General features: G+C 37.4%; 16 protein-coding genes. 8 read left to right on the top strand and 8 right to left on the bottom strand.

What is annotated here, in order from left to right; genetic code table 11:
• Positions 1-3 precede the first annotated feature (3 nt).
• The 8 genes from NBH15_RS04810 to NBH15_RS04845 all read right to left on the bottom strand — a co-directional run bounded on the left by NBH15_RS04810 (position 4) and on the right by NBH15_RS04845 (position 8,360).
• The gene (locus tag NBH15_RS04810; RefSeq protein ID WP_250822128.1) at positions 4-3,408 is read right to left on the bottom strand and encodes a SusC/RagA family TonB-linked outer membrane protein; all 3,405 of its coding nucleotides are present in this window, start codon (positions 3,406-3,408) and stop codon (positions 4-6) included.
• Between the two features lie 185 nt (positions 3,409-3,593).
• Positions 3,594-4,562 (bottom strand): FecR family protein, encoded by a 969-nt coding sequence (locus tag NBH15_RS04815; RefSeq protein ID WP_250822129.1) that lies wholly within the window; start codon positions 4,560-4,562, stop codon positions 3,594-3,596.
• Between the two features lie 55 nt (positions 4,563-4,617).
• A complete protein-coding gene (locus tag NBH15_RS04820) occupies positions 4,618-5,199 on the bottom strand; it encodes an RNA polymerase sigma factor (RefSeq protein WP_186958996.1) in 582 nt (193 codons plus the stop codon).
• Between the two features lie 95 nt (positions 5,200-5,294).
• Positions 5,295-6,395, bottom strand: coding sequence for a hypothetical protein (locus NBH15_RS04825; protein ID WP_250822130.1), 1,101 nt, complete (start codon positions 6,393-6,395; stop codon positions 5,295-5,297).
• Between the two features lie 12 nt (positions 6,396-6,407).
• Positions 6,408-6,875 carry a hypothetical protein gene (locus NBH15_RS04830; RefSeq protein WP_250822131.1) on the bottom strand — a complete coding sequence of 156 codons (468 nt, stop codon included), beginning with the start codon at positions 6,873-6,875 and terminating at the stop codon, positions 6,408-6,410.
• Positions 6,872-7,438: an RNA polymerase sigma factor gene (locus NBH15_RS04835; RefSeq protein WP_128133761.1), complete on the bottom strand. Its 567-nt coding sequence runs from the start codon at positions 7,436-7,438 to the stop codon at positions 6,872-6,874. Before NBH15_RS04835 ends, NBH15_RS04830 begins: the two co-directional genes overlap by 4 nt.
• Before the next feature lie 199 nt (positions 7,439-7,637).
• A complete protein-coding gene (locus NBH15_RS04840) occupies positions 7,638-7,865 on the bottom strand; it encodes a hypothetical protein (RefSeq protein WP_007654430.1) in 228 nt (75 codons plus the stop codon).
• Between the two features lie 78 nt (positions 7,866-7,943).
• Positions 7,944-8,360, bottom strand: a complete 417-nt coding sequence (locus NBH15_RS04845; protein WP_007654429.1) for a hypothetical protein — start codon at positions 8,358-8,360, stop codon at positions 7,944-7,946.
• Positions 8,361-8,503: 143 nt separating this feature from the next.
• Here NBH15_RS04845 and NBH15_RS04850 point away from each other — a divergent pair, with 143 nt between their 5' ends.
• From NBH15_RS04850 to NBH15_RS04885, 8 genes are read left to right on the top strand one after another with little or no spacing between them, the layout of a single operon-like run.
• Positions 8,504-8,779, top strand: a complete 276-nt coding sequence (locus NBH15_RS04850) for a hypothetical protein (RefSeq protein ID WP_007654428.1) — start codon at positions 8,504-8,506, stop codon at positions 8,777-8,779.
• A complete protein-coding gene (locus NBH15_RS04855; RefSeq protein WP_250822132.1) occupies positions 8,748-9,110 on the top strand; it encodes a helix-turn-helix transcriptional regulator in 363 nt (120 codons plus the stop codon). Before NBH15_RS04850 ends, NBH15_RS04855 begins: the two co-directional genes overlap by 32 nt.
• 12 nt (positions 9,111-9,122) lie before the next feature.
• Positions 9,123-9,374: a hypothetical protein gene (locus NBH15_RS04860; protein WP_007654425.1), complete on the top strand. Its 252-nt coding sequence runs from the start codon at positions 9,123-9,125 to the stop codon at positions 9,372-9,374.
• 6 nt (positions 9,375-9,380) lie between these two features.
• Positions 9,381-9,674: a hypothetical protein gene (locus NBH15_RS04865; RefSeq protein ID WP_250822133.1), complete on the top strand. Its 294-nt coding sequence runs from the start codon at positions 9,381-9,383 to the stop codon at positions 9,672-9,674.
• Positions 9,667-10,143: a TRM11 family methyltransferase gene (locus tag NBH15_RS04870; protein WP_250822134.1), complete on the top strand. Its 477-nt coding sequence runs from the start codon at positions 9,667-9,669 to the stop codon at positions 10,141-10,143. The genes NBH15_RS04865 and NBH15_RS04870 overlap by 8 nt, the downstream gene beginning before the upstream one ends.
• Before the next feature lie 13 nt (positions 10,144-10,156).
• Positions 10,157-10,414: a hypothetical protein gene (locus NBH15_RS04875; RefSeq protein ID WP_250822135.1), complete on the top strand. Its 258-nt coding sequence runs from the start codon at positions 10,157-10,159 to the stop codon at positions 10,412-10,414.
• A 26-nt stretch (positions 10,415-10,440) separates the two neighbouring features.
• Positions 10,441-10,581: a hypothetical protein gene (locus tag NBH15_RS04880; protein WP_250822136.1), complete on the top strand. Its 141-nt coding sequence runs from the start codon at positions 10,441-10,443 to the stop codon at positions 10,579-10,581.
• Positions 10,582-10,588: 7 nt separating this feature from the next.
• A complete protein-coding gene (locus NBH15_RS04885; RefSeq protein WP_250822137.1) occupies positions 10,589-10,768 on the top strand; it encodes a hypothetical protein in 180 nt (59 codons plus the stop codon).
• Positions 10,769-10,871: the final 103 nt, after the last annotated feature.

Consider the following 10,871-nt stretch of genomic DNA (forward strand, 5'->3'; position numbering starts at 1 on the left):
GGATTAAAATGTTATACTGGCACCTAATGTATATGTTCGGGGCATAGAACCTGTTGTTTCAATATCCCAATAATTGGCATTTGACCATTCTTTCGAGAATGCCCATATCGCTACGTTACGGATCGTTGCATATACCCTGATATCCTGGGTGCGTAATAAAGTTGTTATTTTTTTCGGAACTCTATATCCGACAGATATATTTTCCAGACGGATAAAGTCTCTGCTGATTATTTTTTTAGGGGAGACATTGGATGGTAATGTTGACTTTAAACGTGCAAAAGAATTAGATTGATTTTCAGGTGTCCAGTATTTTCTCACCGGAGCATTCAAATAATCTCCTTTAAAATCAAAATAGTTTAAATAATCCGTTGTTGCAGCTTTGTGTCCCAGATAAGAGTACAGGTTGAAAGATATGTCGAAGTCTTTAAACAAGACGAAATCATTTCTGAGAGATAATCTGACTTTCGGATCTGTTTGTCCTAAAAATACATTATCATCCTGAGATATCCGGTAGTCATTATTTACATCCCGTGCCTTGGCATCGCCTGGTTTTTGTCCATATTTGGCAGCTTCTTCCGCTTCATTTTCCTGCCAGATTCCTATCATTTCAATATCCCAGATAGTCCCCATGGGCTTGTCGATAAACCAGCTTTTGTTTATATCATCAACTTCTTTTGAACCGACTATATTTCCATTTTGATCTAATACGTCTTCATAAGTATAATATAAATGTTTAATGCGGTTTTTATTGTGAGATAAATTAAATGAAGTGTTCCAACTGAAATTTTCATTATCAATATTCACAGAATGTAATGATATTTCAAAACCACTGTTTACGACCTTTCCTAAATTTGTTACAACAGAACTATAACCGCTGATATTAGGGAGTGTGCGGTCCATCAATAAGTCTGTCGTCGGCATATAATACCATTCCAGACTTCCATTGATACGGTTATTGAGAAATCCGAAATCGAGTCCGACGTTCCATGATGCTGTGCTTTCCCATTTTAAATCATTATTGGCCATACGCTCAATTTGTAGAGTTGAAAGTTCATATAATGTTCCGGCAGAAGTGGCATATGAGTATTTACTGATACCGCTACCGGTGGTCAGCTGGGATAATGCCTGATAAATACCAATATCGCGGTTACCGTTTTTACCCCAGGAAATACGAAGTTTTCCATTGCTCATAGGATCCCAATTAAAAAAGCTTTCATTTGAAAAATTCCAGGCCAGAGCTAAAGAAGGGAAAGTTGCACGTGGATTGGAACGTCCGAAGGCTGAAAATCCATCCCGGCGTACGGAAGCGGTAAACATATAACGATTATCATAAGAGTAAAACAAACGTGCCATCAGGGCATCTCCTGTGTATTTTTCATCGTTTGAACTGAATGTCTTCTCATTTGCGCTTTGCATATTATGCCATTCCAATATATCGGTGGGAGAGAACTGTTTGCCGGTCATAGATTCGCTCCAGTACTGACTTTGCTCTGCGCTTTGTAACAATGTTACATCGACTAAATGTTTTTGAGCAAATGTATAGTTCCATTTTATTATGTTATCTAATGTCCAAACAATAGAACGTGAACTCGCTCTGGTAGCAGAACCGTGTGTAGTATCGAAAACACTTTCAGAACTATTCCAGTTTCTGTCTTGTGCCCAGCTATAACGGGGGGCAAAAGTAAATTGATAAGTGATATTGAATGGCAAAGTAAGTTTTGCAAAGAAATTACTATTGACAGTCTGTGTTCCTGCACTTTTGGATGACATGGATAAGTTATAAAAACTATTTGTACCAGGTGCCTGGTGACCTTCTCCCATAGGCCAGGGATTCAGGGAGCCATCTTCATAATAAGGGGTAGAATAAGGAGAGTTTTTACACATTTCTTCCCAGTCTACTTTTTGGAATCCCTCATCGCGACTCTGTAAAATCAGATTTGCTCCTACTTCCAGAAAGTCGGTCGCTTTAGCATCTATACGTAAGTTTGTTCTATAGTTTTTGAATCGGTCTCCTACCTGATTACCTTCATTGTCCTGATAGCCTAGTGACCAGTAATAGTTTACTCGGGACGTTTGTCCGGAAAGACTGACATTGTAGTTCTGTCGTAATCCTGTCTGCCAGGTTGCGTCATACCAGTCATATGGGGTATTGGCAAAATAATTACGACGCTCAACATCCCCTAAGCCAATACGTTGCAACCATACATCTTCCATATTAGTAGAGCCCTGACCAATTGCATCATGGTTACGCCATTGTTCTTCGGTTAAGTTATATTTCTTTAGATTCTCTGCTGTCGGTTTGCTGTAATATCCTTTATTCTCGAATCCGTTACTGCTGGTTGCATAATCCGACCGATATTGCAGATATTCATCAGGTTCGTAATATTTACGGCTAACTCCCATTGTCGCAAATCCAACACTCCCGTCAAACTGTACAGTAGGTTTTTCTCCTCTACCTTTCTTGGTTGTTATGATAACAACTCCGTTGGCCGATTTCGCTCCGTAAATAGCGGCTGATGAAGCATCCTTTAAGACATCGACTGATTCAATATCCATAGGATTGATTTCTGAAAGGTCTCCGTTGAATGGCACTCCGTTTAAGACAATTAGCGGTGATGTTCCTCCTTTTAGAGAACGTTTCCCTCGGATAAGAAAGCCGGGACCTTCTTTAGCGTCACTGGATGAAGGCTCAACGATTAAGCCTGGGGCTGTGCCGCGGAGAATATCCTGTACTGTAGTAGGCCTTTCATTGACTAGTTTTTGTGCATCCACGTGGGTGATAGCTCCGGTTAAATCTTTCTTTTTCATGCTACCATATCCGACTACAACGACTTCGTCAAGCAATCGGGAATCTTCTTTCAGGATGATGTTAAAGATGGTTTGGTTGTTAGTAGGAATTATTTGCTCTACATAACCGACATAAGAAATCTGTAGTATTCCGTTCTCTGCAACCTTGAGAGAAAAATGGCCATCCATATCGGATATGGCTCCATTGCTCGTTCCTTTTTCTATGATCGTAGCACCGGTAACCGGTTCTCCGTTGCTATCTTTAATAATACCGGAAATTTCTTTCTGGTCGGAGGCTGTTTTCTTTGGTTTGTCGGAAATAACAATGGATTTGGAAGATACAATATTGTACTCCAGGTTTTTTCCTGCTAATGCTTCGTTGAGTACGGAAGATACAGGAACTTTTGTTTGGGAAATGGTGATGTCTTTTGTTGCATCTATCACCACGTTTCGATAAGAAAAGCGATAAGTAGTTTGCTTTTCAATAGCAGAGAATATTTCTCTTAGAGAAACATTTTCCAAATGTATCGTTACTAGCTTTTCTTGTGCAAAGAGAGAAACAGAAAAAAAGAATAGTAACGAAAACAAGGTTAACATCCTTAATCTTAAATGTTTGTTCATTTTAATAGTTTTTAGAATTAAACTTAATGGTTCCTAAAGAATCGTTATCAATAGTAATGACAGGGTCTGTTTCATTTAGTACCGAAGAAAATATATGCTAAAGAACATAAAATGAGTATCCGGGTATTAAAAAAACCGCTTCCTTTTAGAAAGCGGTTCGATATTGACTTTAATGATTTCAGATTTTATTTCAGATAGATTTCTTTACCGTTGATAACAGCTCTTAAATGATATGAGTGTTCAAGCACTTCAAGTACTTCATTCAGATTGGTGACAGGCAGAGTGCTGGTGAAGGGATCGTTTAGATAGTCTTCGCTTTCTATTTTTATACGTACATTATAATTTGCTTCAATAGTACGAATAACCTGCGACAGGGGTGTGTTGCGGAATACCATGTCACCACGCCTCCAGGCTGATATGTCCTTTATATGTTCGTCATATACGACTGTTATATTTCCGGTGGCATAATCCAGAATCGCCTTTTGGTTCTTATTTAAAATGACCTGTTTGTTTGTATGGGTAGACAGCAACGAAACACGCCCTTCTTCCAATGCCAATTCGGCTGTCCGGTCTGTTTTTCTTACCAACAGGTTGAATTTAGTACCCAGCACTTTTACCTGAAGTCCTTGTGCATTAATAAAGAAAGGTATATCCATATTATGCTTGACTTGAAAATAACCTTCTCCTCCAAAGTGAATATTTCGTTCTTTTTTATTGTAATCTTTAGGAAGATAGACAAGCCTGGATTCTGAATTGAGTGAAGCTATACTTCCGTCCGGCAGTGTAACACTGGCACGTTCACCCTGTCCCGTTTCCACTACAATCTCATTAGATAATAAAGTCGTATTTTCATGATACAAGTAGAAACTTAGTATTACAAAGACTGGTAATAGGACAGCTGCGGCCAACTGTGTCCAGCGAAGAATCAGGGAAAAGCGGTTACTTTGGGGTTTAACTCCCTGATCGATTTTGCTTTTTATTTTCTGCAACAGTTTGTCATCTACAGAAGAAGTATCGATCTCCTCATGTAGCCAGTCGTCAAGGATCAGTCTCTCCAGGTCCTGATTATCCATCGCATTGGTACTTCTTTTAAGTTCCGATAGATCTTCAGGACTCAATTCATTTATTCTGTATTTCTTTATCAAGTTATTCATTCTATTCTGTATGTTATAGACAAACAATTATCTGATTCGTACTAATTAAACCGATTTAATTAATAAATAATAACACAAGATATATTCCAAGGCTTCCCAATTTCTCTTTAAGGCTTTTAAGTCCAAGGGAAAGCTGGTTTTTTACCGTTTGTTCACTCAGTGATAGTTTGTCTGCTATTTCTTTATTTGAGAATTGTTCTATTTTAGACAAGGTAATTACTTTTTGTTGTGTTTCAGGCAGTGTTTTCAATATGGCACGAAACTTTGCTACAAATTCCTGATATTCTAGCTGGTATGAGGCATCATCTACCGAGTGTTCATTTACGTACTGAATATACTCTTCATATTCCGGTTGATTGATTTTAGTACGGAATGCATTAATGAGATAATGTTTTGTCATAATGAAAAGGAGAGAACGGAGTGTATCTTCCTGTCGTATCTTCGCTCGGTTTGTCCAAAGCCTCATAAATACATCCTGTACAATTTCTTCTGATTCTTCCTGAGATTTTGTGAATTGCAGGCTATACGCAAATAAACGTTTTGCGTACATCTGATATATCCTCTCAAAAGCTTTGTAAGAGCCGTTTTTCAATGACAGGATAAGCTGTGGCTCATTATCTTGCATTTGTTTTTCCAAAATACTCAATTAGATTAATCTCGATATCTGTCCTTTTTTACGCTGCAAACTTACATAAAATCTTTATTTATAAATGTATTTAATAATAATAAAGATCACTTTTCTTTTTGCTTTTTCCCATATATCATACCACAGACAGCCAGTATCCCAAGTAGCCCCGTGACAATAAAAGCCCAGATATTGGCTACACGCGATTGGGCTTCCAAAGTATAATCACCAGGTAATAGCCGGTAGGCGTCTATCTTCCAATAAGGAGTTTTTCCTTCGTGCAGGGTGGTATTGGTTGTTATCAACTGGCCCGGCATATTAAGTTCGTATTTTATCTGGTGGTTGAATAACTCTATCGGACGGCATTTCTCTTCAAATAACCGGTTTATCTCATCTTTGTCCTTCTGATGATATGCAGTGGAGAAATAGTTCGTCTGGTAGAAAGTGTCGAGTAGCTGATATATATCTATCGAATCCAGGTCTGTATCTTCTCCTTTACTCATGGCTGATTTTTTGATGGCTTCTTTGTCTGCTTTCAGCCTTGAGATAAAGGTTTTATTACCGGACTTAGCTTCCCATTCCTCAATAGTTTCAAAGCGGATTTCAAACAAACTCTCATTATACCATTTCACGAAACGATCTGTCAAGTCATTCAGCTTATCGTTTAGCTCAAGTCCGTTCATACCCCGTGTTCGAGTTAGGTCGCCCTGAAAGAGCAGTTCTTGTTCTTGCTTGTTCAGGTAATGTTCAAGGGGGATGGGGCCTCTTTCTTCAATTTGACGATAGTTGCATGTGAATGTATAATAAGTATAAAACCATCTGAAATGTTTTTCCAGCTTTTCCTGCGGAACGGCTAACGGCTCCATCCATTTCTTTTCGGGAGTGAGCCGGAGAGGGGTATCCCATATATTCCATGTGCGTTTGACTTTTACATTCAATTGATCCTCTTTGCCGAATGAGTCGCTTTTCTTTCCTAAGATAACAAAAGGGATACTGGGATTCAAAGGAGTCTGTTGCCAGTCCTGAATGGAGAACAGGAAAGGAGAGTGTGAGCCGTCGCCCGCTATAAAAGCGGAGTCTCCGTGTGCATATACTTCACGGTCAATTTGTCCGTCCGGATAAATTTGTGTCACTATCCGGTGATTGGAAGAACAGGAGGCCATAAAAAGCAGTCCTGAAATGATTGATATATATCCTTTTGTTTTCATCTTTTGTTCGTTTTAGTGAATGATGGTTTCTACAGATATTCTCTTGGACAGGAAGAAAGTTTTTCTTTTTGATAGTTCTTCTTTATATTCCTTCCATTGTTCGGATAGATAGCGGCTTTTTTCGAGTAAGCTACTTTCTGGGCTCCAACTATCGGGTAGGGAGTAGGCTTTCCCTTGCCAGATAGCATTATTCGCATAAGATTGTTTCGGGTACTGCTTGTCTTGTGAAAAGAAAATGGTTTCGCTTATCAGAAAACAAAGCAGGAGAGCTGCTGCAATACCGGATATTTTGCTGACCGATAGTAATATCCTGTTTGTTTTACTTTTCCCTTTTGCTTCTTTCAGAAGGGACGTTCCGGAAGGTAAGGTTTTTATTTTGTTCAAAATATCATTTGTCAGCTCTTCCGGAGCATTCAAGACTGGTTCGGTATTTTTTAGTTTGTCCAGCCATTTTTCGTATGTTTCATCTTCTCTTTTCATAGGTTGTTCTCCATCTGATTTATTTTCATTCGTATCTGTTTGCGTGCCTGGTAAAGATTGCTTTTGATCTTTTCGGCAGACATACCGGTGATAGCTTCTACTTCGGATACTTCAAGGCCCTCTACTTCCCTTAGGGTGAACACTAGTTTTTGTTTTGGGGTGAGTTCCTCGGTGAACCGGAGTATCAGGTTCTTTAGGTCTTTGTTTATAAGACTTTGTTCCATGTTCTCTTCAGAAGATAAGGGGAGGTTATCGACAGATGGTCCTTGCATGTTTCCCGAAGGGGTATGTTGCAGAAAGCGCAGGCGGTCGCAACAAATGTTTCCGGTAATTTTATAGAGCCAGGTTGAGAAGCGGTATTCCCGGTTATACTTGTCAAGATTCAACCAAACTTTTATAAATGTTTCCTGTACCATATCTCTAGCCTCTTCTTCATTACAGAGTAAGCGAAATGCCAGTCGGAATACAAGTTGCCGGTATTCTGTGACTAATAGGGCAAAAGCGGTCATGTCCTGCTTTTTGCTTTTATCTATTAGTACTTGTATTTCTTCTTCATTCATCATACTTCTTGTCCGTTTATAATATGATACGTAAAAAAAGGGAGATGGTCGAATTATTTTAAATAAAAAAAGAGGCTCACCTCTAAAGTGAACCTCTTTGCCTTTGTGTGGAGCATATCGGACCGCATTGCTTATTTGTATATTAGTTGTTTATATGAGTCTGTTCCCTACATTTTCCCTACATACAGGGAACAGACATATATTATTCCTTATAAAAAGATGCATCTTCAGCTATATGAAGAAGCTCATTGATTTCGTGTCGTTTTTCTAAATCAAGCATGTAGGTTTCTACGACCTTATAGAGATCAAAACCACCAACTGATCCTGCGGCCATGTGTAAATTATCTACTACCTGTTTCATCTCTTTTTGAATATCTGATTGCTTCAGCATATGATATTCGTTACTGTGAATAAGTTTTTTATTTTCCATAAATTGCATTAATGTTTAAATTGAAATTTCAATCAATATCATCCCCGCCTGTATTCCACTTCCCTCCATAAGTAATCGTCATACTGCTTGATCTGCCTTTGCTGATGGTTCGTACTTATCTAATCGTTCTTTATATCGGCCTAGCTCCACAAGAACTTTTTCATATCTTTCTTGTAGCTCTAGATTTGTTTTGTTAAGCCTTTTTAACTCATTGACAAGTTCTTGTTCTGGCTTTTCTTCATTGGTCAATAACATATTACCATCTCCTTTTATAATCCATGAAGGATTTAATTCAGTATGGTGTGTAAGAATTATAACTACATCACCGAGAGTGAAATTTGCTTTTTTCCTTTTTATATCACTAAGCTTAGTTCTAGCGGTAGCCAATCCAAGTTTTTTGATAAAGTCAGCTTCAGACCTATACTGGTTAGACTGTATTGAATAATCTATCCAATATAATATACGATTGTTGATATTTGTTAAATCAATAGTCATGTAGTAAAAAATCTTACCAAATGTTTTGTATGTTGGATAAAATCCAACATATTTGCACCTGTATTAAACATTCAATGTTTCAAAGGTAGCGAAAGCAATTTTATAAATCAATAGGGTAAACACCCTATAAAATACACACTAGTATGGCAGTAAAGAATTTAAATTACTCTTTTTTAAAGGGAATTCGTAAGGTTAAGTATGAAGATTATATGCCTCTGCAGAATGAATTAATAGAGGCTTTAGGTATTAAAACCAAGCAACACTATTACCAAAAGCGAAAGCGTATCCCGAATATTTCTGTACAGGAGAAGGAAGCAGTAGAGCAGGTGTTTTCAAAATATGGTATAACTGATCCTAATGAGATATGGGATATAACAGAAGTAAAAAATGAATCCACAAGCTCATTTATCCCCTCGTGAAATACAACTTGCAGAAAGATTAGCCTGGGGAGCATCCGTAAAAGAAGCTGCGTATGCATTATCTATGACATACAAAACAGCAGTTAATCATGTACAAAATATTTATAAGAAAACTGGTTGTAATAAGATAAATCAACTTTCTGCTTGGTGGTTTTGTACTCGTTTTAATATATCGTTGGATCTTTCACCAATGGTCCGTTCTGCTATAGCCTCTATTTTGTTATGTATTTTCCTCTCAAATGAAATACTATGTGCAAAAGAGTTTTGCCGATACAGAACTCGTATGACGAGGAGATATCGAGTTGAGTGTGTAAGGCTAAGAAGAATTTAAATAGAGAAAACTATGATTGATGATAAAATAGATGTGGATGTATATCCCAATAAAAAAGGCTGGAATGTCGTGGTGTCTTATTGGTATTATAATAGAAACAAGAATAAAAAGCGACTTAGTTCTTCAGTTACATACACTTGGTTTACGGATTGCTTAGAAATAGTAGAGTTTTTGCAACGGAAGCAAACTAAGGTATTTTATTCTCAAGTGAAAGCATTAGCAAGACAATTTGGGGAAAAGGAAAAAATCAGTTATAAAAAATAGCGAATAATGGGAGTAGAAAAGAATATAGATACAGATAGTTTTCCAAAGCAGTACACAACGGTCGAAAATTCAATGGGTGGAATTGGCCGCAAAGTCGAAGTGTGCTTTAACTATAAAGCAGATAAAACAATTCCTGGAGTAATAATTCGGGATGATAAAGAACTGCCATTTCGAATGCTTATACGTCTTCATGATGGAAGAATTGTTCTCGGTACTGAATGTCAGTATAGAGCACTTCCCGATACAGACGAAAAAGTAATTAAGCAATTCACATTTAAAAGAACTGAAGCAAATGGATAAAATTATATTGGATGCCTGCTGTGGTTCCCGGATGTTTTGGTTTGATAAAAATAATCCGGCAGCCTTGTTTGTTGATATCCGGAACGAAGAACATATTCTTTGTGATGGCAGGAATTTGATAGTTCATCCTGATCTCATCGCGGACTTCACCAATCTTCCTTTCCCTTCTAAAAAATTCAAACTTGTTGTGTTTGATCCACCCCATCTGGTTAAGGTTGGTGAGAATAGTTGGCTAACTAAGAAATACGGCAAATTGTCAGAAGATTGGCCAAAGTTACTGAAACAGGGTTTCAACGAGTGCTTCCGGGTACTTGATGATTACGGTGTTCTTGTTTTTAAATGGAATGAAGCCCAAGTAACCGTTAAAGATGTTTTGAAAGCTATTGACCGACAGCCTTTATTCGGACATACAACTGGCCGGAGTGGTAAAACTATCTGGATGTGTTTTATGAAATTACCTAACAACTAAAAAATGATGAATCATGAATAAATACAACGTTGGAGATAAAGTTCGCATTAAATCCATTGACTGGTATAATCAGAATAAAGATAGTTATGGTTTAGTACTCAACAGGGATAAGGATATGAACGTGTTTTGCTATAACATGCAAAAGCATTGTGGCGAAGAACTTACTATAAGACATATTACTGAGAACGGGAGATACGTATTAACTGACAATGAAGGAATAGGTACACGAGAGTTGTATATGTGGTCATGGTCAGAGTGGATGTTTGAATAACAATCAAAATTAAAAAAGTGTGAGTCATGATAGAAATATTACAATTTATATTTCAAGACTTCTGGCATTGGCTTGGTACTTTCTTGCTGATCATAGCCGCAGGAGTTCCGTTTCATGGAATGTTTATCAGGAATACAGAGATTAATAATTACGATAAGAAAAACTAAAAAAGTTATGAAACAAAAGAAACTACATATATCCTTTGATTTAGATATCGGGGTTACAGATGATGACAAATTAAAAAAGTCAGCCCTGAAAGCTGAAATTAAAGATTGTATAAAAGACAGATTATGGCAATTCTACGGCTGGGTGAAGATTACCAATCTAAAAATCAACCTTAGTTTTGGCAGATAGAATTTCGATAAGATAAAAAAGATAGATTTGTAATATGTCAAACCATTGAAAGAAAGGAAGACAAAGAGTGAACCAGTAAAAAAATGGAATAAGATTCATGTTC

It is taken from the genome of Parabacteroides caeci (genome assembly GCF_023656795.1).
In the GTDB taxonomy this organism is placed as follows: domain Bacteria; phylum Bacteroidota; class Bacteroidia; order Bacteroidales; family Tannerellaceae; genus Parabacteroides; species Parabacteroides segnis.

Excerpts from the sequence above, each read along its gene's own strand:
- NBH15_RS04825 (WP_250822130.1), bottom strand. The coding sequence starts at position 6,395 with ATGAAAACAAAAGGATATATATCAATCATTTCAGGACTGCTTTTTATG.
- NBH15_RS04830 (WP_250822131.1), bottom strand. The coding sequence starts at position 6,875 with ATGAAAAGAGAAGATGAAACATACGAAAAATGGCTGGACAAACTAAAA.
- NBH15_RS04880 (WP_250822136.1), top strand. The coding sequence starts at position 10,441 with ATGATAGAAATATTACAATTTATATTTCAAGACTTCTGGCATTGGCTT.
- NBH15_RS04810 (WP_250822128.1), bottom strand. The coding sequence starts at position 3,408 with ATGAACAAACATTTAAGATTAAGGATGTTAACCTTGTTTTCGTTACTA.
- NBH15_RS04835 (WP_128133761.1), bottom strand. The coding sequence starts at position 7,438 with ATGATGAATGAAGAAGAAATACAAGTACTAATAGATAAAAGCAAAAAG.
- NBH15_RS04860 (WP_007654425.1), top strand. The coding sequence starts at position 9,123 with ATGATTGATGATAAAATAGATGTGGATGTATATCCCAATAAAAAAGGC.
- NBH15_RS04850 (WP_007654428.1), top strand. The coding sequence starts at position 8,504 with ATGGCAGTAAAGAATTTAAATTACTCTTTTTTAAAGGGAATTCGTAAG.
- NBH15_RS04815 (WP_250822129.1), bottom strand. The coding sequence starts at position 4,562 with ATGAATAACTTGATAAAGAAATACAGAATAAATGAATTGAGTCCTGAA.
- NBH15_RS04885 (WP_250822137.1), top strand. The coding sequence starts at position 10,589 with ATGAAACAAAAGAAACTACATATATCCTTTGATTTAGATATCGGGGTT.
- NBH15_RS04840 (WP_007654430.1), bottom strand. The coding sequence starts at position 7,865 with ATGGAAAATAAAAAACTTATTCACAGTAACGAATATCATATGCTGAAG.
- NBH15_RS04875 (WP_250822135.1), top strand. The coding sequence starts at position 10,157 with ATGAATAAATACAACGTTGGAGATAAAGTTCGCATTAAATCCATTGAC.
- NBH15_RS04865 (WP_250822133.1), top strand. The coding sequence starts at position 9,381 with ATGGGAGTAGAAAAGAATATAGATACAGATAGTTTTCCAAAGCAGTAC.
- NBH15_RS04855 (WP_250822132.1), top strand. The coding sequence starts at position 8,748 with ATGAATCCACAAGCTCATTTATCCCCTCGTGAAATACAACTTGCAGAA.
- NBH15_RS04845 (WP_007654429.1), bottom strand. The coding sequence starts at position 8,360 with ATGACTATTGATTTAACAAATATCAACAATCGTATATTATATTGGATA.
- NBH15_RS04870 (WP_250822134.1), top strand. The coding sequence starts at position 9,667 with ATGGATAAAATTATATTGGATGCCTGCTGTGGTTCCCGGATGTTTTGG.